Origin of the sequence: Nonomuraea sp. NPDC049624 (assembly GCF_040675255.1) — a bacterium.
In the GTDB taxonomy this organism is placed as follows: domain Bacteria; phylum Actinomycetota; class Actinomycetes; order Streptosporangiales; family Streptosporangiaceae; genus Nonomuraea.
On record NZ_JBFAOR010000005.1, the window covers coordinates 413,948 to 433,160 of the forward strand.

A 19,213-nucleotide genomic window follows, 5' to 3' on the forward strand; every position below is an offset into this window, starting at 1 on the left:
CGGGACAGGCCCCCGCCCCCGTCAACCCAGGACGCCCCCGGCCCCTGCCCGACCGGCTGCCGCTACGGTCGGGGGCATGACACTCAAGGTCGTGATCGCCGACGACGAGGACCTCATCCGCGCCGGGCTGCGCGTCATCATCGACGCCGAGCCCGGCCTGCGCGTGGTGGGCGAGGCCGCCGACGGCGCCGCGGTCCTGCCGGTCGTCCGCCGCGAGCGCCCCGACGTCGTGCTGATGGACGTCCGCATGCCGGCCATGGACGGCATCCAGGCCACCCGCCGGCTCGTGGCGCTCGACGACCCGCCCAAGGTCCTGGTCGTGACCACGTTCGAGAACGACGACCACGTCTACGACGCCCTGCGCGCCGGCGCGAGCGGCTTCCTGCTCAAACGCACCAGACCGGACGACCTGCTCCAGGCGATCAGGCTGGTGGCGGCCGGGGAGTCGCTGCTGTTCCCGGCCGCGATCCGCACCCTGGCCGGCCGTCGCCCGCAGGCCCACGTGCCGGGCATCGACCGGCTCACCGGCCGCGAGGGCGACGTGCTGCGGCTGATGACCAGGGGCATGTCCAACACCGAGATCGCCGCCGAGCTGGTCGTCAGCCAGGAGACCGTCAAGACGCACGTCGGCAACGTCCTGGCCAAGCTGGGCGCGCGCGACCGCACCCAGGCCGTGATCGCCGCCTACGAGTCCGGGTTCGTCTCGCCCGGCTGAGATCGGCCGAGCAGCCGCGCGGCCGGCAGCAGGGTGGCCTCGGCGGCGCTCAGGCCCTGCTCGGCCAGGGCCCGGTCCACCAGCCGCAGCCCCACCGCGTAACCCGCCATGTCGGGAATGCCGCGGGGCTCCTGCCCGAAGCGCCGCATGGCGCTGTCGCCCAGCACGTACGCCGGGGTGTTGTGCATGCCCTCCAGGTCGAACGCGTCCATGATCAGCTCGTGGGCGCGGTCCAGCTCCTCCCCCGTCACCATCCGCGACCAGGGCCCCATGGCCTCCGGCCCGGACAGCTCCCGGACGAACGCCTCGGCCAGCCCCTCGGCCACCACGTGCTCGCCCACGGTGACCTTCCGCGGGTCCCACTCGACGTTGGTGTAGCGCACGTTGTGGTGGAACTCGTGCACCGCGCAGTGCGCGATCCGGCCGATGACCTCCTGCGACGGCCAGCCCAGCAGGTACAGCCAGCCGGGCGAGCCGCCCATCCCGTAGTAGCCGCCGCTGACCTTCATCAGGTGCTCGTTGTCCGGGTCGCCGAGCACGAACATCACCTGCAGCGAGGAAGCCTGCCTGGCCTCCTTCAGCGCGTGGGAGGCGCGCTCCAGCTCCCTGCGCACCTGGCCGAGCACGTCGGCCTCGATCATGGCCCGGACGGCGGGCAGGTAACGGGCGTCCTCGGCGTCGACGCGGAAGCCGCCGCCCTGGTGGTGGATGTCGACGATGTCGCCGGGCACCGGGATCGCCGGCCGGATCGGCGCCAGCATCTCCCGCAGCGCCTCGGGCCGGTCGGCGAGCGGCCGGGCGAGCAGGTCCGCCATGGCCGTGAGCGTGTCGTGAACGATGAACTCCATGCCGCGGACGCTAAAGCCTCACGTAACGTGAGGCTCAAACGCATTAAAGCGGCGACTCCCCCAGATCGTCGCCCGGCGACTGCCCCGGCGTGCCGGGACCGGTGCGCGTTGGCGACGGCGACTGCGACGGCGAGGGCTCCGGCACCGGCGTGGCCGGCGTGGGCGGCGGCGTGGGCACGAACACCGTCGGCGGGAGCTGCCGGGGCATCGGCTCGCTGTCGCGCCGGCCGAACAGCAGCAACAGCAGGATCGTCGTGACCAGCACCAGCAGCAGCGCCAGCGCCAGCGCGGCGAGCAGCACCCGCCGCCGCGTCTCGGTCAGCGGCAGCCGCCGCGCCAGCGGCCCCGGCAGCGCGGGCGCGCGGTCGGTCAGCCAGTACGGCACGAAGTCCGGCCCGTGCGCCTGCCCGATGAGCGTCCCGCCCACCATGACCGGTTCCAGGAAGCGTTCGGCCCCCGGCTGCCCCGGCGCGTACGGCACCGCCACCCACGGCGCCGGCCCGTCGTGCACGTCGAGCACCTCGGGCGTCCCGTCGAGCACCGAGGCGCGCGCCCGGCCGAGCCCCAGCCACCCGCGCCCGCCGGACCGCCCCGACGCCTCCTTGATCGCGGTCAGGAACCGGTCGCGCGCCGCCGCGTCGAGGGCGGCGCCCCGGGTGAGCACGGCCAGCGACACCGCGCGCCCGTCGGGTCCCTGTCCCAGGTAGACGAACCCGGCCGGAGCCGTGTGCAGGCGGGCCTGCACGACGTAGCGCCCCAGCTGGGGCGGATCACCGTACTGCAGGGGACTTGCCACGTTTGCCATGAAAGCACAGACGTGGCGTCGTGCACGTTCGCGGCGCGTTTGGTGGAATGGCGTCATGAGCGTCGCCGAAGAGTTGCCAGGCGGAAACGACGCGGCACTGCTGCGCCGAAGTCTCGACGAGGTCCGGCGTGTCATCGTGGGACAGGAGCACATGGTCGAGCGGCTGGTCGTGGCCCTGCTGGCCCGCGGTCACTGCCTGCTCGAAGGTGTGCCGGGAGTCGCCAAGACCCTCGCCGCCTCCACCCTGGCCACCGTCGTGGGCGGCACGTTCGCCCGGATCCAGTTCACCCCCGACCTCGTGCCGAGCGACATCGTCGGCACCCGCGTCTTCCACCCCTCCAACGAGAAGTTCGACGTCGAGCTGGGTCCGGTGTTCGTCAACTTCCTGCTGGCCGACGAGATCAACCGGGCCCCCGCCAAGGTGCAGTCCGCGCTGCTGGAGGTGATGGCCGAGCGCCAGGTCACGCTGGCCGGCGTCACCCATCCGCTGCCCAGGCCGTTCATCGTGCTGGCCACCCAGAACCCGATCGAGTCCGAGGGCGTCTACCCGCTGCCCGAGGTGCAGCGCGACCGTTTCCTGTTCCGCGTGCGGGTGCCGCACCCCAGCGCGCACGAGGAGCTGGAGATCCTCCACCGCATGAGCGTCACGCCGCCCGTGCCCGACCGCGTGCTCGACCCGGCCCGGCTGCTGGCCCTGCAGCAGGCCGCCGAGCAGGTCTCGGTGCACCAGCTCGTGGCCGACTACGTGGTGCGCCTGGTCATGTCCACCCGCGCGCCCGCCGACTACGGGCTCGGCGACCTGGCCGAGACGATCGAGATCGGCGTCAGCCCCCGCGCCACGCTCGGCCTGGTCTCGGCCGGGCGCGCGCTGGCCCTGCTGCGCGGCCGCGACTACCTGCTGCCCGACGACGTGCGCGACGTGGCGGTCGACGTCATGTCCCACCGGCTCATGCTGACCTTCGACGCCCTGGCCGACGGCGTCGATCCCGAGCAGGTCGTCAAGCAGATCCTGCACGCCGTGCCGCCGCCCCTGGTCGTCTGGAACCAGAACCGTTGAACACCGCCGAGCAGGCGCTGCGACGGCTGGAGCTGACCGTCACGCGGCGGCTCGACGGCCTGCTGCACGGCGCCCACCAGGGGCTGCTGCCCGGCACCGGCAGCGAGACCGGCGACAGCCGCCTGTACGTGCCCGGCGAGGACGACGTGCGCCGCATGGACTGGGCCGTCACCGCCCGTACGACCGTCCCGCACGTCCGGGACCTGATCGCCGACCGCGAGCTGGAGACCTGGGCGCTGGCCGACCTGTCGGCCAGCATGGACTTCGGCACCGCCGACACCGACAAGCGCGACCTGGTCGTGGCCGCCGTCGGCGCGATCGGCTTCCTGTCCAGCCGCATGGGCGACCGGTTCGGCGCGCTGGTGCTGTACGAGGAGTACATCCACCGCATGCCCGCACGTACCGGCCGCCCGGCCCTGTACGGGCTGCTCAGCTCCCTCATGGACGCCCCGCGCGGCCGGGCCGTGCCCGACGCGCCCGACCTGGCCGAGGGCATCGACGTGCTGGCGGCCACCCGCCGCCGCAGGGGCCTGCGCCTGGTCGTCTCCGACTTCCTCGACGACCGCCCCGAGCTCGACCCCGACGCCGAACGCCCCTGGGAACGCCCGATCAGGCGGCTGGCCGCGCGCCACCAGGTGCTGGCCGTGGAGGTCATCGACCCGCGCGAGCTGGAGCTGCCGGACGTCGGCCGGGTGGCGTTCACCGATCCCGAGACCGGGAACGTACGTGAAGTGCACCTTTCTCCCAAAGTCCGGCAAGCATATGCAGAAGCCGCCGCCCTCCAGCGCGAGGGCACCCGGCTCGCCCTGCGCCGCGCCGGCATCGCCCACCTGGTGCTGCGGACCGACCGGGACTGGGTGTTCGACGTGGCGCAGTTCGTCCTGCGCCAGCGCCGCATGAGCCACCTCGCCCACCGGAGACCCGTATGACGTTTCTCGCGCCCGGCTGGTTGTGGCTGTTCGTGCTGGTGGCGCTGCTGATGGCCGGATACGTCGTGGCGCAGTTCGCCCGCCGCCGCTACACCGTGCGCTTCACCAACCTGGCGCTGCTCAACCTCGTCGCCCCCGCCGGGCCGGGCTGGCGCCGGCACGTGCCCCCCGCGCTGTTCCTGGTCATGATGTCGCTCCTGGTGGTCGGCGCCGCCAAACCCGCCGACCAGGTGCGCGTCCCGCGCGACCGCGCCACCATCATGATCGCCCTCGACGTCTCCTTGTCCATGGACGCCGGCGACGTCCAGCCCAACCGGATCAGCGCCGCCAAGGCCGCCGCCCAGGCGTTCGCCAGGGAGCTGCCCGACCGCTTCAACGTCGGCGTGGTCTCCTTCGCCCGCTCGGCCAACGTCGTCATCTCCCCCACCACCGACCACCAGGCCGTCGTCACCGCCATCGGCAACCTGACCACCCGGCCCGGCACCGCGATCGGCGAGGCCGTCTTCAACTCGCTCGACTCGGTGCGCTCCTTCGACCAGCAGGCCGCCACCGACCCGCCGCCCGCCGCGATCGTGCTGCTGTCCGACGGCGACAACACCTCCGGCCGGTCGGTGACCGAGGCCATCGAGGCCGCCCAGCAGGCCCACGTCCCGGTCTCCACCATCGCGTACGGCACCCAGGAGGGCACCGTCGACATCGACGGCAGGCCCGTGAACGTCCCGGTCAACAAGCAGACACTCCAGTCGCTCTCCGACGGCACCAGCGGCCGCGCCTACGCCGCCGAGTCCGGCAGCGAGCTGCGCGACGTCTACGAGCAGATCGGCACCTCGCTGGGGTTCAAGCTGGTCAGCCAGGAGATCACCCAGTGGTTCATCGTGGCCGCGATCGTGCTCGGGCTGCTCGTGGCCGGCGCCGCGGTCTTGTTCGGCACCCGCATCCCGTAACGTTTTCCCACGTGGCCCACTACTTCTCCGAACGTCCCGAGACCGCGAGCAGGCCGGGCTCGGTCGACCTGGTCCTGCCCGACCTGCACCTGCGGCTGGAGACCGACCGGGGCGTGTTCTCACCCGACCGGGTCGACGTCGGCACGCGCGCGCTGCTGGAGTCGGTCCCGCCGCCGCCGCAGGAGGGCGACCTGCTCGACCTGGGCTGCGGCTACGGGCCCATCGCGCTGACGATGGCCTCGCGGGCGCCCGGGGCGACGGTGTGGGCCGTCGACGTGAACCGGCGGAGCCTGGAGCTGACCGGACGGAACGCCCAGGCCGCCGGCCTTTACAAAGTAAGACCTGTTCATATTGATGAAGTGCCGGATGACGTGAAATTTCGGGCCATCTGGTCCAATCCCGCCATCCGGATTGGCAAGCCGGCTCTGCACGAGATGCTCACCAGGTGGCTCACCCGGCTGACGCCCGACGGCGTCGCCTACCTGGTCGTCCAGAAACACCTCGGCTCGGACTCCCTGCAACGCTGGCTCGGCGAGCAGGGCTGGCAGGCCTCCCGCGAGGCCTCCCGAGCCGCCTACCGCATATTGAAGGTGGCCCGATGAGAAGGCAGCTGCGCCCCACCGACGTCAAGCGGCTCAACCGCACCTGGCGCAGGAACACCGACAACCGGCTCGCGCTGATCCTGGAGTCGGTGACGGGCCCGTTCAACGTCGGCTCGATCTTCCGCAGCGCCGCGGCGTTCGGCGTCGACCAGATCTGGCTGGCGGGCAACGCCACGCCGCCCACCAACCCCAAGGCGGGCAAGACGGCGCTCGGCACCGAGCGCCTGGTCACCTGGCACGAGCCGGTCCCGGCCACCGAGGCGGTCAAGGCCGCCAAGGACGACGGCTACGCCGTGCTGGCCATCGAGCTGACCGCCGAGGCCGTGCCGCTGCACCGCGCCGACCTCGGCCGCGACGTGTGCCTGGTGGTCGGCAGCGAGGACCACGGCTGCTCCCCCGCCCTGCTGGAGGCCGCCGACGGCGTCTGCTACATCCCGCAGGTCGGGCGGGTCGGCTCGTTCAACGTGTCGGTGGCCGCGGCCATCGCGCTGGCCGAGGCGCGCCGCCAGGAGTGGGAGAATCTCCCCGAACCGTGACCGAACCGTCCACCATCGGAAGGGACACCGGGTCGTGCTCAGCCGTCGTTTCGCCTTTCTCGACCATCCGGGGCCGCTGGCCTTCGCCCACCGCGGCGGCGCGCTGGAGGGCGCCGAGAACTCCCTGGCGGCCTTCGAACGCGCGGTCGCGCTCGGCTACGACTACCTGGAGACCGACGCGCACGCCACCGCCGACGGCGTGCTGCTGGCCTTCCACGACCACACCCTCGACCGGGTGACCGACCGGCGGGGCCGCATCTCCGAGCTGCCCTACCGGGAGGTCCGGCAGGCCCGCATCGCCGGCGTGCACGAGATCCCGCTGCTGGAGGACCTGCTCGGCACCTGGCCGCAGGTGCGCTTCAACATCGACGTCAAGGAGGCGGCGGCCATCGCGCCGCTGGCCGAGGCGGTCCGCCGCACCGACGCCTACGACCGCGTCTGCCTGACCTCCTTCTCCGACGAGCGCCTGGTCATGGCCAGGGCCGCCATGGGCCGCGAGGTGTGCTCGGCGCTCGGCCCGCGCGGGGTGGCCGCGCTGCGGGCCGCCGCCGCCACCTCCGGCTACGGCCGGCTGCTGGCCCGCCTGTCGCGCGCCGGGATCCCGTGCGCGCAGGTGCCGGTGGGCTTCCGCGGCCTGCGCGTCACCACCCGGCGCCTGGTCCGCACGGCCCACGCCATCGGCATGCAGGTGCACGTGTGGACGATCAACGACACCGTCCGCATGGAGCACCTGCTCGACCTCGGCGTCGACGGGATCATGACCGACAACGTCACCGGCCTGCGCGAGGTGCTCGAACGGCGCGGCCTGTGGCACCCGCGCGGCCTGGCGGCCTGACCCGCCCGGCGGTGACCTTCCTCTCCTGAGGTGATCACTGTAAGGTCATGGGCACGACACGTGGACGTGACCCACGACCTGCGAAGATGGGCACTTCGTCAGGCATGACCCCACCCCGTGGCCGGGCCGCGCGAGGCCCCCCGGCCGCCCGGCCGCAGAGGAGCGACACGACACCATGGCCTCCACCGCACCCCCCGCGGCCCTCGACGACTCCCCCGCGGCACGCCGCCGCGAGCAGCGCGGCTGGTACTTCTACGACTGGGCCAACTCGGCCTTCTACACCACGATCATCTCGGTGTTCCTGGGCCCGTACCTGATCCCGGTCGCCAGGACCGCGGCCTGCGCGAAGGACTTCCCCGGCCTCGCGCCCGAGACGTGCGCCTCCCAGTTCGACGCGCTGGTCCTGCGCCACCCCGGCCTGGGGTACGTCGACGTGCTCGGCGCCGACATCAGGCCCGCGGCCTTCTTCGGGCTGACGCTGACGGTGGCGGTGTTCCTGCAGATCGTGTTCCTGCCCATCGTGGGCGCGCTGGCCGACCACACCGGCCGCAAGCGGGAGCTGCTCGGCGGCTTCGCCTACGTCGGCGCGCTGGCCACCATGGGCCTGTACTTCGTCGAGGGCGACCGGTACCTGCTGGGCGGCGTGCTGTTCGTGGTGGCCAACCTGGCCTACGGCTCCTCCGTGGTGGTCTACGACTCCTTCCTGCCGCAGATCTCCACCCCCGAGGAGCGCGACGGGGTCTCCTCGCGCGGCTGGGCGATCGGCTACCTCGGCGGCGGGCTGCTGCTCCTGCTCAACCTGGCGCTGTTCCTGCAGCACGACAGCCTCGGGCTGAGTGAGGGCATGGCGGTGCGCATCAGCATGATGTCGGCCGGCCTGTGGTGGGCGACGTTCACGGTCATCCCGCTGCTGCGGCTGCGCAACCGTCCCGTGGCGGCGCACGAGACCACGGCGCTGCGCTCGGTGCGCGGCAGCTTCCGCCAGCTCGGCCGGACGCTGGCAGAGCTGCGGCGCTACCCGCTGACGCTGCTGTTCCTGGTGGCCTACCTGGTCTACAACGACGGCGTGCAGACGGTCATCGGCAACAGCGCGGCCTTCGCCTCCGAGGCCCTCAAGCTGGGCAAGACCGTACAGATCACGGCGATCCTGATGGTGCAGTTCGTGGCGTTCTTCGGGGCGCTGCTGCTGGGGTGGCTGGCGCGCAGTTTCGGCACCAAGCGCACGGTGCTGGCCAGCCTGGTGGTGTGGACCGGGATCGTGGTGGTGGCGATGTTCGTCGGCGAGGGGCAGGCGCTGCAGTTCTACCTGATGGCCTTCGCCATCGCCATCGTGCTGGGCGGCACGCAGGCGTTGTCGCGGTCGTTGTTCTCGCAGGTGATCCCGAAGGGGCGGGAGGCGGAGTACTTCAGCCTGCTGCAGATCAGCGACAAGGGCTCGGCGTTCATCGGATCGCTGACCGTGACGATCGCGCTGCAGGTCACCAACAGCTACCGGATCGCCATCGTGTCCATGATCATATTCTTCGTGGCGGGCTTCGTGCTGCTCGCCCTGACGAACCTGCCCAAGGCCATCAGGGCGGCCGGCAACGAGGTCCCCGCGGGGATCTGAGGCCCGTCAGGGGCCGTACCGGCGCGAGAGCCAGTACGAGGCGCCCACCAGCGCGCCGGTGCCTAGGATGGCCAGCAGCACCAGCGGGCCGGCGTGCCCGCCGCCGGTCAGGGCGCCGCTCTCCAGCCGGATCTCAGCCCGCTCCGGAGCCCGCTCCGGGCGGGTGACGGGCTCGGCCGGCCGGGAGTCGCGGGCCTCCAGGCCGGGGATGGCCTCGACGTCGTCGTCCCGGCGCGGGGCGTGGGCCTGTCTCCTGGCCGGTTCGCGCCGCCCGGACCGGGGGGCCGCGCGGTCGTCGTCGTCATCGTCGCCGCCGTCCTCGTCGTGGACGGCCACGACGAGCGCCGGAGGCGGGCCGGCCGCCGCCTGGGCCGGAAGCAGCGTCCCTCCCCCGACGAGGACGAACGCGAGCGCGGCGGCCGCCGCGGAGCAGCGTGGCACGAGATCCATCTACGCCTCCTGATCGACGTCGCGGTTCCCTCAGCCTGCGGGGCCGCCGTGGGGCGGCCGTGAGCGGGCCATGAGAGTCCTCTCACGAAGGGTCGCGCGTCAAACACCTGGCGTCACAGATCGGCGGCGAGCACCATGGTGCCCGGCCCCCGGGCGGCTCCGGGACCGGGCATCGGCAGCACGGTCTCGGCCGTGGCCTCGCCGCCGCAGTGGGGGCAGGTGACGACGGGCGTGAACTCCCGCCCGCAGGAGTGGACGAGCAGCGCGGGCGGCCCGCCGGGCGGGGTGGACCACCGGTCGCCCCAGGCCATGAGCGTCAGCAGGGCTGGCACGACGTCACGCCCCGCTTCGGTCAGCAGGTATTCGTGGCGCACCGGACGCTCCTGGTAGGGCCGTTTCTCCACGACCCCCGTGGCGACGAGATGGTCGAGCCGGCGGGCCAGCAGGTTGCGCGAGATGCCGAGGTCCGTGGCGAGGTCGTCGAACCTGCGCAGGCCGAGGAACAGGTCGCGCAGGATCAGCGGCGTCCAGGGCTCGCCGATGACGCCGACGGCCTGGGCGATGGAGCAGTGCATCTCACCGAACCTGTTCATGCACCCATGATAGTCGGTTGATATTGTGAACCCATGACAGTTCACATTCAGGACTCACCAGCCGGCGCCTACCGCCGGGCCGGCGAGGCGCACGACGTCCAGGCGCTCAAGGCCACCCTCGCCGACGGCGTGGTGTTCCACTCGCCGCTGAGCTACCGGGCCAGGTTCGAGGGCCTGACACAGGTGGGAGCGCTGTTCGAAGCCGTCTTCGACGTGCTGTCGGACCTGCGCTACCGCAGCGACATCGGCGACGGCCGCACCCGCATGCTCACGGCGACCGCCCGGGTGGGCCGCCAGCCGCTGAACGAGGTGGCCCAGCTCGAACTGGACGACGACGGCCTGGTCCGGGAGATCACCATGTGGATCAGGCCGCTGCCGGGCTTGACCGCGCTGATGGCCGCCCTGGGCCCCCGCATCGCCAGGGACAAGGGCAGGCCGGGCCTTCCGCTGCTGGTGGGGGCGGCCTCCGCGCCGCTGGCCGCGATGACCAGGTTCGGCGACCGGACCCTGGTGCCGCTGCTGGCCTGACACCCGAATGCGGCCATCGCCCCAAAGAGAGAGCAGTGCTCTTGACACAGAACCCCTGTCACGAGAGCATTGCTCTCACAACAGAGCGATGCCCTCAACCAGGAGTTGTCCATGGCCTCCCCCCGCCTCACCTCCGCCGCCTTCGCCCTCGGCGGCGTGCTGCTGTTCGTCTACCCGCTGGTGCGGCCGTCCGGTGACGACGCCGTCGCCATGGCCTCGACCGCGTGGGTCACCGGCCATGTGGCCGCGATGCTCGGGTTCGTGCTGCTCGGGCTGGGCACGCTCGGGCTGCACCAGGTGCTCGGCGACCGTCTGTCGCTGCGCGCGGCCGCGGTGACCTGGGCCGGCGCCGGCCTGACACTCCCCTACTACGGGGCCGAGGACTTCGGCCTGCACGTGATCGCGCAACGTTCCCTGCGCGACGGCACTCCCGCGCTGATGGAACTGGCCGAGCGGTTCCGCTTCGACCCGCTGGCGATCACCCTGTTCGCCGCCGGGCTGGCGTTGCTGGGCGTCGGCACGGTGATGGCGGCCGTGGCGGTGTGGCGTTCGGGGATGCTGCCCAAGGGGGCCGGGACGGCGCTCGCGCTGGGTCTGGCGCTGTTCATCCCGCAGTTCTTCGGCCCGTACCCGGTGCGGATCGCGCACGGGGCGCTCATCATGATCGGCGCGTTGTGGCTGGCGGCGAGCCTGCTCAGAGCCCCGCGGACGACCGCCGCGGCCTGAGGAAGGAGCGCCGGTGGGAGCGGGCTCGAATACCCGAGGCCCCAAGCGCGATTGGATCACCCCGCGGGTGGGAATCCCATCACGGTACCAAGCGTTAGACACCGTGGGAGACAGACCCCCCACGTATGGGGGCCCTGTAGGAGGCATTTAGACATGGGCGAGCGCGCGCTTCGTGGCACCCGGCTCGGGGCAACCAGCTACGAGAACGACCGTAACACGGATCTGGCCCCACGCCAGGAGGTGTCCTACACCTGTCCTAAGGGCCATCGCTTCGAGGTTCCGCTTGCCGCCGAGGCCGAGATCCCCGCGACCTGGGAGTGCCGCATGTGCGGCGCGACCGCGGTGCGGGTCGACGGTGAGCAGCCGGAGTCGAAGAAGACCAAGCCCCCACGGACTCATTGGGACATGCTGCTGGAGCGGCGGTCCATCGAGGATCTGGAAGAGGTGCTCAACGAGAGGCTCGCGGTCTTGCGCGCCCAGCGCCGCAAGAGCGCCTGACCACTTCTCACGGTGAAAACCCCCGGGCGACGCCCGGGGGTTTTGCTGTGCCCGGCCCCCGCTACCAGCGCTGACGCGCCTCCTCGGCCCAGCCGGTGAGGCCGTCGAGGTCCACCCACGCGCCGTCGTCGTCCTGGACGCGGCCGGAGAAGTGGCCGAAGCACTGGTGGGTCTCGCCGGCCACCACGCCCAGCTGGGTACGGGCCACCTTCTCGTGGAACGGCCGGAACTCCACCTCGACCCGCGGGCCGGTGATCCGCCAGGGGCGCAGCCAGTCGCCGCGGTCGTAGGCCCACTCCAGCTCGTCGCCGATCTTGTGCAGCCGGCCGCCGGTGAACAGGGCGTTCTCGGTGACGCCGGTGCCGTCGGTCCACTTGCCGCCGAGCTGGACGGACCGGCCGGGCCCGCTGCCGGCCGCCCAGTTCCAGGTGACCGCGTACGGCCACTTGCCCCGGCCGTGGTCGAGCACCGCGAAGGAGTCCGCGGGGTCGATCGCGAACTCGTCCGGGCCCAGGCGCAGGCGTCCGCGCGCCGGGCGGCCGACGTCCTTGACCGTGTACTGGAACCGGTTCGGCCCCCAGGGGACGACGACGCCGAGCGACTCGTGGCCCTGGGGCAGCGGCACCTCCAGGTCGATCCGCACGCCGGGGGCGGCGGCGCGGATGACGGTGGCGGCCGGGTCCTGCCGGATGTCGATCGTCAGCCCGCCGCCGCGCACGGACACCGTGCCGGCGCCGCTGCGGTCGGGGAAGACGGCGCCGCGGGCCAGCGGCACGACGACGTCCTTGGCGAACTCCGCGCCGGTGGCCCGGTCGAGCACGTAGACGCCGTGCACCCCGGCGTAGTCCAGTGAGGAGGCCACCAGGCCGATGATGTGGGAGGGGGTGACGACGCCCCAGTACTCCCAGCGCTTGCGCCGTCCCCAGCCGCGCAGGTTGGCCCGGTGCAGCGGCGTGCGGGTCCAGCCGACCGCGGCCGGGTTCAGCCGCCCGCCGGGCAGGCACAGGTCGGCGGGGGCGGTGAGCTCCCGTTCATGGGTGGTCATGGAAGGCGAGCCTCCTCGTGACGGAGCGGATGAGGTCGGCGGGCAGCTTCAGCTCGGCCCGGTCGTAGGTGAGCAGGCCGTTCAGCTCGTCCTCGACGTCGGAGAGCTGGGTGTAGACGGTGGCGCTCAGGCCCTTGCGGATGGCCGGGACGATCTGCTCCTCGTGCAGCCGGACGAACGCCGCGCCCAGCTCGTCGGCGGTGCGGTAACGGCGGTAGCCGAACTCCTTCTCGCCCCAGGTGTGGCCTTCGACGGCCAGGCTGTAGCCACCGTACTCCGTCAGGGCCAGGACGCGGCCGTCCGGGCGGGGCGGGCGGAAACGGCGGAAGTAGACGTGCAGGCTGTGCAGGTCGCCCGCGCGCTGGTCGTGCCAGCCGCTGGCGTGGTCGATCGTGCGGGTGGGGTCCAGCCGGGCCAGCTCGCCGGCGATCCGCGCGGCGTCGAACTGGCCCCAGCCCTCGTTGAACGGCACCCAGACCGCCAGCGCGACCACGTTGCGCAGGTGCTCGACGGTCTCGCGCAGCTCGGCCTCGAACGCGGCCCGCCCGGCGGCGTCGGCTCGTCCGAAGCGGCGGTGGCGGCGGTCGTCCAGGCGCAGCGGCAGCAGCGCGGGGGTGGTGACGACCAGCGGCCGGTAGGTCTGGCCGCCGTTGACCAGGTCCTGCCAGACGAGCATGCCGAGCCGGTCGCAGTGGTGGTACCAGCGCAGCGGCTCGATCTTGATGTGCTTGCGCAGCATCGTGAAGCCGAGCTGTTTCATCATGACGATGTCGTCGACCATGGCCTCGTCGGAGGGCGGCGTGTAGAGGCCGTCGGGCCAGTAGCCCTGGTCGAGGATCCCGGCGTGGAAGTACGGCCGGCCGTTCAGCAGCAGCCGGGGCACGCCGTCGGCGTCCGGGCCGACGGAGAAGGAGCGCATGCCGACGTAGCCGCGGACGTGGTCCTCGCCGAGCGAGACGGTCACGTCGTACAGGAAGGGGTCCTCGGGGGTCCACGGGCGCGCGCCGGGCAGCGGGACGCGCACCGGCCGCCCGGCGGGGACGGTGGCCCGGCCCGCCACCTGCCCGCCGGCGAGGATCTCGACCTCGGCCTCGCCGCCCGCGGCGTGCACGGTCACCTCGATGCACTCCTCGGCGAGCACGGGGGTCAGCGTGAGCCGTTCCACGTGCAGTCCGGGCACGCGCTCGGCCCAGACGGTCTGCCAGATGCCCGACTGGGCGGTGTACCAGATGCCGCCGCGGCGCAGCCGCTGCTTGCCGCGCGACCGCCAGCCGGTGTCGCTGTCGTCCTGGACGGCCACGTCGAGGGTGTTGACGCCCTCGGTCAGCGCGTCGGTGACGTCGAAGGAGAACGGCAGGTAGCCGCCGCTGTGGCCGCCGACCTCGACGTCGTTGACCCACACCCGGCAGGTCTGGTCGACGGCGCCGAAATGCAGGATCACCCGCCCGCCCGCGGGCCCGGCGGGCGGCCGGAAGGTGCGGCGGTACCACAGCGTCTTCCCCGGCAGCAGCTGCCGGCCGACCCCGGACAGCGGCGCCTCCGGCGAGTACGGCACGAGGATGTCGCCGTCGTAGGCCCCGGGCCGCGAGCCGTCGTTGATCGCGTACTGCCAGCGGCCGTTGAGGTTGACGTAGCTGTCGCGGACGAGCTGGGGCCGGGGGTACTCCGGCAGCGGGATCGGGTCGCCGGTCACGACAGCCACACCGCCGTGTCGGCGGGCAGGACGCCGCCGTCCAGGGGGCCGCTGGCCAGCAGGACGTCGTGGTGCGGCGGCAGCGGCACCACGTCCGGGCCGAAGTTGACCATGAGGGTGAAGCCGGGCTCGCGGGTGAGGGCCAGCACGCCGGGCGGGGCGTCGAGCCAGGTCAGGTCGCCGTCGCCGAGCGCGGGATGCTCCCGGCGCAGGGCGATGGCGGCGCGGTGGAGGTTGAGGGTGGAGCCGGGGTCGTCCCGCTGGGCGGCGACGGTGAGGTGCGCCCAGTCGGCCGGCTGGGGCAGCCAGGTGCCGCCCGGCCCGAACCCGTACGGCGCGGACGTGCCCGACCAGGGCAGCGGCACGCGGCAGCCGTCCCTGCCGATGAAGGCGCGGCCGGTGCGCTCGAACATCGGGTCCTGCCGCGCCTGCGCCGGCATGTCGAGATATTCGGGCAGGCCGAGCTCGTCGCCCTGGTAGAGGTAGGCGGCGCCGGGCAGGGCGAGCAGCAGCAGCGTCGCGGCGCGGGCCCGCCTGCGGCCGAGCTCGTGGTCGACGGCGACCCTGCCGAGCAGCACGTCGGCGGTGGGGGCGCGGACGAGGTCCTGGTCGATGCCGAACCTGGTCGCCATCCGCGGCACGTCGTGGTTGCCCAGCACCCAGGGGATCGACCCGCCCGTCTCGCGGGCCAGCCGGTGCGACTCCTCGATCACCGCGCGGAACTCCGCTGCCGACCACGGCAGGGGCATCAGGCGGAAGTTGAACAGCTGGGCCAGGCCGTCGCCGGTGAGGTAGGGCCGGGCCTGGGCGGGGTCGGCGAACCAGATCTCGGCCACCGTGCCGCGCGGCCCGGGGTAGGCGGCCAGGATCTTGCGCCAGGACCGGTACAGCTCCAGCAGCTCGGGCTGGTGCTCGTACGGCACCGCGGACCGTCCGGGCGCCAGCGGCGCGCCCTGGCTGCCGGGGACGACGTCGGGCAGGCCGTCCTCCTTGAACAGCATGGCGGCCACGTCGATGCGGAACCCGGACACGCCGCGGTCCAGCCAGAACCGCAGCACGTCCTCGAACATGGCGGTGACGCCGGGGTGCCGCCAGTTCCAGTCGGGCTGGGCGGAGTCGAACAGGTGCAGGTACCACTGGCCGTCGGGGGTCTGGGTCCAGGCCGGGCCGCCGAACATGGACTGCCAGTTGTTGGGCTCGTCGCGGAAGAGGAACCACTCGCGCTCGGGGCTGCCGGGGCCGGCCGCCAGCGCCTGCCGGAAGCGCGGGTGGGCGGCCGAGCAGTGGTTGGGCACGATGTCGACGATGACCTTGATGTCCCGGGCGGCGGCCGCGGCCACGTAGGCGTCGAAGTCGGCCAGCGTGCCGTAGCGGGGGTCCACGTCGGTGTGGTCGGCGACGTCGTAGCCGCCGTCGGCCAGCGGCGAGGGGTAGAACGGGCTCAGCCAGACGGCGTCCACGCCCAGGTCGGCCAGGTGGTCCAGGCGGGCCAGCGCGCCGGGCAGGTCGCCCTGGCCGTCGCCGTCGGCGTCGGCGAAGCTGCGGGGGTAGATCTGGTAGACGACGGCGTCACGCCACCAGGCGTCGCCGTCGAAGACTGCCAGACCGTCGGACACTGTTTTATCGGACACTGCTTTATCGGACACTGCGGATTCTCCAGATGAGGCAGGCGCCGAGCGCGGCGAAGGCCGCCGCGACGGCGTACATGAGCGGGTAGCCGCCCGCGGAGGTGACCAGGGGCGCGGCGATGACCGGCCCGAACGTGCTGGAGGCGGAGTTGGCCAGGCTGACGATCCCCAGGTCCTTGCCGCGGTCGGCGTCGGCGGGCAGGAGCTGGGTGACCATGGCCTGGTCCACGGCGGCGAACATGCCGTAGCCGGCGCCGAGCAGGACGCTGGCGGCGATCGCGGCGGGCCAGCTGGTCAGGAAGGTCAGCACGAGCCCGGAGGCGGCCATCGTGAGCCCGCCGACGAAGACGGCCGTGCGGCGGTTGCCGAACCGGTCCGACAACCAGCCCGCGACCAGGGTGGGCGCGACGCTGCTCAGCGTGAAGACCGCGACCAGCACCACGACGCCCTGCTCGACGGTGGAGCCGGGGAAGAGCGCCTCGTAGCCGACGCCGTCGCGCAGGTAGTACTGCAGGTAGCCGATCGCCATGGCCAGGGTGAGGGTGATCAGGAAGCGGCTCAGCCAGGCCCAGGCGAAGTCGGGGTGCCTGCGCGGGCTCACCTTGAAGCTGCGCAGCAGCGAGCGCGGCCCGAACGGCGGCAGGTCGGCCGGCGCGCTCGCGGGTTCCTTGGTGAACAGGCTGAACGGCAGCACCAGCAGCAGCACCAGGACGGCCATCGCCAGGAACCCGGCCTGCGAGCCGGTCGCCACGACGGTGACCACGACGCCGCCCAGCAGCGGCCCGGCGAGCTGGCCCACGCCCGCCAGCGCCGAGGCCTTGCCCCGCTGGCTGATCGGCACCTGGTCGGGCACGGTGGCGATGGCGGTGGCCAGGGCGGCGGTGAAGGCGAGCTGGGCGACCGCCCAGCCGACGACCAGCCCGGCCAGGGAGTCCTGGCGGGACAGGAAGACCAGGGACGCGGCGCAGACCAGCGCGCCGCCCGCGATCCAGGGACGGCGCCGGCCCATCCGGGCGCGGGTGCGGTCGGAAAGAGCTCCGAACAGCGGGTTGGCCACGATCGTGCAGACGGCGGCGACGGCGAACACCACCGCCAGCGACGCCTCCTTGTGCTGCGGATCGATGCGTGCCACGTGGGAGGGGAGCAGGATCTGGTTCCCGACGGTCATCGCCATGATGACCCCCATCTGGGCCAGCGCCAGCAGAGACATCCAGCCCGCGGACACCCGTCTGTCAGGCGCGAGGCGCGGTTCGGCCATGCAGGTCCTCCCTGGGGGGGAACGTGAGAGGATGTCACGTTAGAACATGACAGGTCGTTATGTTAAGACTTGTTCGTGGAGAACCCCGGCATCCGGCGGCGACCGGTCCAGCGACGCAGCATCGACAGGGTCGAACGCATCCTCGACGCCTGCGCCCGGCTGCTGGACGAGGTCGGCCTGGACGCCCTGACGATCTCCGACGTCGCCAGGAGCGCCGGTGTGCCCTCCGGCACGATCTACCAGTTCTTCGACGGCAAGCCGGGCATGCTGCGCGAGCTGGCGCTGCGCAACCTGGAGGTGCTGCTGGCCCGGCTGCGGGCCAGGGTCGCCGAGGAGCCGCCGCTGACCTGGCCGCGGGCGGCGGAGCTGGTGCTGGCCGAGACGGTGGAGATGCGCAGGAGCGTGCCGGGCTTCACCGTGGTCGACTTCGCCGACACCCGGCCGGGCGGCCCGTCGTTCCTGCCCGCCGGGCGGGTGCGGGAGAGCGGGGACGTGCTGGCCGAGCGGCTCTACCACTTCGCGCTGGAGGAGGCGGGGCTGCCGGCGCTGCCGGATCCGTACCGGGTGATGCGGCTGGCGATCCAGTCCACGGCGGCGGTGTTGTACCTGACGTTCTCCGCGACGCCGCAGGGCGATCCGGCCATGATCGAGCAAGGACGCAGGCTGCTGCGGGCCTACTTCGTGGACGTGGCCTCAGAAACATTCCGGTAACAAGGATTGACCGTACAAAACCGGACGAACTAGCGTCTTCCACATTCTATAGAAAGCAGAATGCAGGAGGCGGTGCATGGACGCGACGGCACGCGCGGCGATCGTCACCGACGTCGCGGGAGCGGTGGAGGTGCGCGAGTACGGCCTGCCGCAGCCCGGTCCGGGAGAGTTCGTCCTGGAGGTCGAGCTGTGCGGCATGTGCGGCACGGACGCCCACATCTACCGGGGCCGGCTGGCCAGCGTGCGGTTCCCCGCGCTGCTCGGGCACGAGATCGTCGGCCGGCTGGCCGCGCTCGGCGACGGCGTCGCGACCGACCACGCGGGCCGGCCGGTGGCCGTCGGCGACCGGGTCGGCGTCTTCCCGTCGCTGAGCTGCGGCCGGTGCTTCGAGTGCCAGGTGCGCCGCAGGCCGGGCAGTTGCCCGGACCGGCGGCCGTCCTACGGGTTCGCCTCCCCCGCCGACCGGCCGCCGTACCTGACCGGCGGCTTCGCCACCCACCTGTACGCCTCGAACGCGGGCACGGTGTTCTACCGGACCGAGCTGCCCGCCGAGGTCGCCGTGCTGCAGGAGCCGCTGTCGGTGGCCCTGCACGGCGTGGAACGTTCCGCGATCCGGATCGGCTCCACCGTCGTGGTCCAGGGGGTCGGCGCGATCGGCCTGATGGCCGTGGTCGCCGCCCGCGCCGCCGGGGCGGCCAGGGTGGTCGCCGTCGGCGCGCCGGGCGCCCGCCTGGAGCTGGCCGCGCTGCTCGGCGCGGACACCGTCGTCGGCCTCGGCGAAGGACCCGCCGGGCGCCGCCGGGCGGTGTTCGACGCACTGGGACGCGCGGGCGCCGACGCCGTCATCGGCACCGCGGGCTCGCCCGAGGCGTTCACCGAGGCGCTCGGCCTGGTCGCCGACGGCGGCGTGCTGGCCGAGCTGGGCAACTTCACCGACCGCGGCGCCGTCCCCGTCAATCCCTACAGCGACCTGCTCAAGCGGGACCTCACCATCGCCGGCGTCTACGGCGCCGGCCCCGACATGCAGCGCCGCTACCACCAGGCGCTGACGATCCTGGAACGCGGCGGCAGCCCCTTCGAGCGCGTGGTCAGCCACCGCGTGCCGCTCGGCCGGGTCTGCGAGGCGCTCGAGGCCCTGGGCTCGGGCCACCCGCTGGACGGCCGGGACGTCGTCAAGCTCGCCGTCGACCCCTCCGCCTGAAA

Annotated in this window: 21 protein-coding genes; 13 read left to right on the forward strand and 8 right to left on the reverse strand. The window is 72.7% G+C overall.

The features are described 5' to 3' along the window. Positions 1–76: 76 nt before the first annotated feature. Positions 77–715: a response regulator transcription factor gene (locus AB0J76_RS22860; protein WP_352328093.1), complete on the forward strand. Its 639-nt coding sequence runs from the start codon at positions 77–79 to the stop codon at positions 713–715. On the opposite strand, the gene AB0J76_RS22865 is transcribed toward AB0J76_RS22860, so the two are convergent. Then, complete coding sequence (locus tag AB0J76_RS22865) at positions 685–1,563, reverse strand: DUF2268 domain-containing putative Zn-dependent protease (protein WP_352328094.1); 879 nt, start codon at positions 1,561–1,563, stop codon at positions 685–687. The two genes, AB0J76_RS22860 and AB0J76_RS22865, sit on opposite strands and share 31 nt — an antisense overlap. A gap of 43 nt (positions 1,564–1,606) precedes the next feature. Continuing rightward, positions 1,607–2,368, reverse strand: coding sequence for a hypothetical protein (locus AB0J76_RS22870; protein WP_352328095.1), 762 nt, complete (start codon positions 2,366–2,368; stop codon positions 1,607–1,609). A gap of 55 nt (positions 2,369–2,423) precedes the next feature. On the opposite strand from AB0J76_RS22870, the gene AB0J76_RS22875 reads away from it, so the two are divergent. The 7 genes from AB0J76_RS22875 to AB0J76_RS22905 all read left to right on the forward strand — a co-directional run bounded on the left by AB0J76_RS22875 (position 2,424) and on the right by AB0J76_RS22905 (position 8,880). Beyond that, positions 2,424–3,425: a MoxR family ATPase gene (locus AB0J76_RS22875; RefSeq protein WP_352328096.1), complete on the forward strand. Its 1,002-nt coding sequence runs from the start codon at positions 2,424–2,426 to the stop codon at positions 3,423–3,425. Then, positions 3,422–4,354 carry a DUF58 domain-containing protein gene (locus AB0J76_RS22880; RefSeq protein ID WP_352328097.1) on the forward strand — a complete coding sequence of 311 codons (933 nt, stop codon included), beginning with the start codon at positions 3,422–3,424 and terminating at the stop codon, positions 4,352–4,354. The genes AB0J76_RS22875 and AB0J76_RS22880 overlap by 4 nt, the downstream gene beginning before the upstream one ends. Next, complete coding sequence (locus AB0J76_RS22885; protein ID WP_352328098.1) at positions 4,351–5,298, forward strand: VWA domain-containing protein; 948 nt, start codon at positions 4,351–4,353, stop codon at positions 5,296–5,298. Before AB0J76_RS22880 ends, AB0J76_RS22885 begins: the two co-directional genes overlap by 4 nt. An 11-nt stretch (positions 5,299–5,309) precedes the next feature. Beyond that, positions 5,310–5,900 (forward strand): methyltransferase, encoded by a 591-nt coding sequence (locus AB0J76_RS22890; protein ID WP_352328099.1) that lies wholly within the window; start codon positions 5,310–5,312, stop codon positions 5,898–5,900. After that, positions 5,897–6,436 carry a TrmH family RNA methyltransferase gene (locus tag AB0J76_RS22895; protein ID WP_352328100.1) on the forward strand — a complete coding sequence of 180 codons (540 nt, stop codon included), beginning with the start codon at positions 5,897–5,899 and terminating at the stop codon, positions 6,434–6,436. The genes AB0J76_RS22890 and AB0J76_RS22895 overlap by 4 nt, the downstream gene beginning before the upstream one ends. A gap of 34 nt (positions 6,437–6,470) precedes the next feature. Continuing rightward, complete coding sequence (locus tag AB0J76_RS22900) at positions 6,471–7,271, forward strand: glycerophosphodiester phosphodiesterase family protein (RefSeq protein ID WP_364390380.1); 801 nt, start codon at positions 6,471–6,473, stop codon at positions 7,269–7,271. Between the two features lie 175 nt (positions 7,272–7,446). Next, positions 7,447–8,880, forward strand: coding sequence for an MFS transporter (locus tag AB0J76_RS22905; RefSeq protein WP_352331228.1), 1,434 nt, complete (start codon positions 7,447–7,449; stop codon positions 8,878–8,880). Between the two features lie 6 nt (positions 8,881–8,886). Here AB0J76_RS22905 and AB0J76_RS22910 read toward each other — a convergent pair whose 3' ends face one another. Beyond that, positions 8,887–9,330 carry a hypothetical protein gene (locus AB0J76_RS22910; protein ID WP_364390382.1) on the reverse strand — a complete coding sequence of 148 codons (444 nt, stop codon included), beginning with the start codon at positions 9,328–9,330 and terminating at the stop codon, positions 8,887–8,889. 113 nt (positions 9,331–9,443) lie between these two features. Next, a complete protein-coding gene (locus tag AB0J76_RS22915) occupies positions 9,444–9,923 on the reverse strand; it encodes a helix-turn-helix domain-containing protein (RefSeq protein ID WP_364390384.1) in 480 nt (159 codons plus the stop codon). A 33-nt stretch (positions 9,924–9,956) separates the two neighbouring features. Here AB0J76_RS22915 and AB0J76_RS22920 point away from each other — a divergent pair, with 33 nt between their 5' ends. From AB0J76_RS22920 to AB0J76_RS22930, 3 genes are all read left to right on the forward strand, one after another. After that, complete coding sequence (locus tag AB0J76_RS22920; protein WP_352324947.1) at positions 9,957–10,451, forward strand: nuclear transport factor 2 family protein; 495 nt, start codon at positions 9,957–9,959, stop codon at positions 10,449–10,451. Between the two features lie 111 nt (positions 10,452–10,562). After that, entirely contained in the window at positions 10,563–11,177 is a 615-nt protein-coding gene (locus tag AB0J76_RS22925) for a hypothetical protein (RefSeq protein ID WP_352324946.1), read from the forward strand. Between the two features lie 153 nt (positions 11,178–11,330). After that, positions 11,331–11,675: an RNA polymerase-binding protein RbpA gene (locus AB0J76_RS22930; RefSeq protein WP_043625492.1), complete on the forward strand. Its 345-nt coding sequence runs from the start codon at positions 11,331–11,333 to the stop codon at positions 11,673–11,675. 61 nt (positions 11,676–11,736) lie between these two features. Here AB0J76_RS22930 and AB0J76_RS22935 read toward each other — a convergent pair whose 3' ends face one another. Genes AB0J76_RS22935 through AB0J76_RS22950 form a run of 4 tightly spaced genes read right to left on the reverse strand, consistent with a single transcriptional unit; the run spans position 11,737 to position 17,299 of the window. Next, entirely contained in the window at positions 11,737–12,720 is a 984-nt protein-coding gene (locus AB0J76_RS22935; protein ID WP_352324944.1) for a DUF2804 domain-containing protein, read from the reverse strand. Next, positions 12,707–14,413, reverse strand: coding sequence for a sugar-binding domain-containing protein (locus tag AB0J76_RS22940; RefSeq protein ID WP_352324943.1), 1,707 nt, complete (start codon positions 14,411–14,413; stop codon positions 12,707–12,709). Before AB0J76_RS22940 ends, AB0J76_RS22935 begins: the two co-directional genes overlap by 14 nt. Then, positions 14,410–16,029, reverse strand: a complete 1,620-nt coding sequence (locus AB0J76_RS22945; protein ID WP_352324942.1) for an alpha-amylase family glycosyl hydrolase — start codon at positions 16,027–16,029, stop codon at positions 14,410–14,412. The genes AB0J76_RS22940 and AB0J76_RS22945 overlap by 4 nt, the downstream gene beginning before the upstream one ends. A 19-nt stretch (positions 16,030–16,048) precedes the next feature. Next, positions 16,049–17,299: an MFS transporter gene (locus tag AB0J76_RS22950; RefSeq protein WP_352324941.1), complete on the reverse strand. Its 1,251-nt coding sequence runs from the start codon at positions 17,297–17,299 to the stop codon at positions 16,049–16,051. Positions 17,300–17,374: 75 nt separating this feature from the next. Here AB0J76_RS22950 and AB0J76_RS22955 point away from each other — a divergent pair, with 75 nt between their 5' ends. Both AB0J76_RS22955 and AB0J76_RS22960 read left to right on the forward strand, forming a co-directional pair. After that, positions 17,375–18,010 (forward strand): TetR/AcrR family transcriptional regulator, encoded by a 636-nt coding sequence (locus AB0J76_RS22955; RefSeq protein ID WP_352324949.1) that lies wholly within the window; start codon positions 17,375–17,377, stop codon positions 18,008–18,010. A 76-nt stretch (positions 18,011–18,086) separates the two neighbouring features. Continuing rightward, entirely contained in the window at positions 18,087–19,211 is a 1,125-nt protein-coding gene (locus AB0J76_RS22960) for an alcohol dehydrogenase catalytic domain-containing protein (RefSeq protein WP_352324940.1), read from the forward strand. Positions 19,212–19,213 lie beyond the last annotated feature (2 nt).

What these genes read in the sequence shown, in the direction of transcription:
- AB0J76_RS22950 (WP_352324941.1), bottom strand. Translation starts at nt 17,299, where the DNA reads ATGGCCGAACCGCGCCTCGCGCCTGACAGACGGGTGTCCGCGGGCTGG.
- AB0J76_RS22885 (WP_352328098.1), top strand. Translation starts at nt 4,351, where the DNA reads ATGACGTTTCTCGCGCCCGGCTGGTTGTGGCTGTTCGTGCTGGTGGCG.
- AB0J76_RS22920 (WP_352324947.1), top strand. Translation starts at nt 9,957, where the DNA reads ATGACAGTTCACATTCAGGACTCACCAGCCGGCGCCTACCGCCGGGCC.
- AB0J76_RS22925 (WP_352324946.1), top strand. Translation starts at nt 10,563, where the DNA reads ATGGCCTCCCCCCGCCTCACCTCCGCCGCCTTCGCCCTCGGCGGCGTG.
- AB0J76_RS22865 (WP_352328094.1), bottom strand. Translation starts at nt 1,563, where the DNA reads ATGGAGTTCATCGTTCACGACACGCTCACGGCCATGGCGGACCTGCTC.
- AB0J76_RS22910 (WP_364390382.1), bottom strand. Translation starts at nt 9,330, where the DNA reads ATGGATCTCGTGCCACGCTGCTCCGCGGCGGCCGCCGCGCTCGCGTTC.
- AB0J76_RS22875 (WP_352328096.1), top strand. Translation starts at nt 2,424, where the DNA reads ATGAGCGTCGCCGAAGAGTTGCCAGGCGGAAACGACGCGGCACTGCTG.
- AB0J76_RS22935 (WP_352324944.1), bottom strand. Translation starts at nt 12,720, where the DNA reads ATGACCACCCATGAACGGGAGCTCACCGCCCCCGCCGACCTGTGCCTG.
- AB0J76_RS22870 (WP_352328095.1), bottom strand. Translation starts at nt 2,368, where the DNA reads ATGGCAAACGTGGCAAGTCCCCTGCAGTACGGTGATCCGCCCCAGCTG.
- AB0J76_RS22930 (WP_043625492.1), top strand. Translation starts at nt 11,331, where the DNA reads ATGGGCGAGCGCGCGCTTCGTGGCACCCGGCTCGGGGCAACCAGCTAC.
- AB0J76_RS22960 (WP_352324940.1), top strand. Translation starts at nt 18,087, where the DNA reads ATGGACGCGACGGCACGCGCGGCGATCGTCACCGACGTCGCGGGAGCG.
- AB0J76_RS22905 (WP_352331228.1), top strand. Translation starts at nt 7,447, where the DNA reads ATGGCCTCCACCGCACCCCCCGCGGCCCTCGACGACTCCCCCGCGGCA.
- AB0J76_RS22860 (WP_352328093.1), top strand. Translation starts at nt 77, where the DNA reads ATGACACTCAAGGTCGTGATCGCCGACGACGAGGACCTCATCCGCGCC.
- AB0J76_RS22895 (WP_352328100.1), top strand. Translation starts at nt 5,897, where the DNA reads ATGAGAAGGCAGCTGCGCCCCACCGACGTCAAGCGGCTCAACCGCACC.
- AB0J76_RS22915 (WP_364390384.1), bottom strand. Translation starts at nt 9,923, where the DNA reads ATGAACAGGTTCGGTGAGATGCACTGCTCCATCGCCCAGGCCGTCGGC.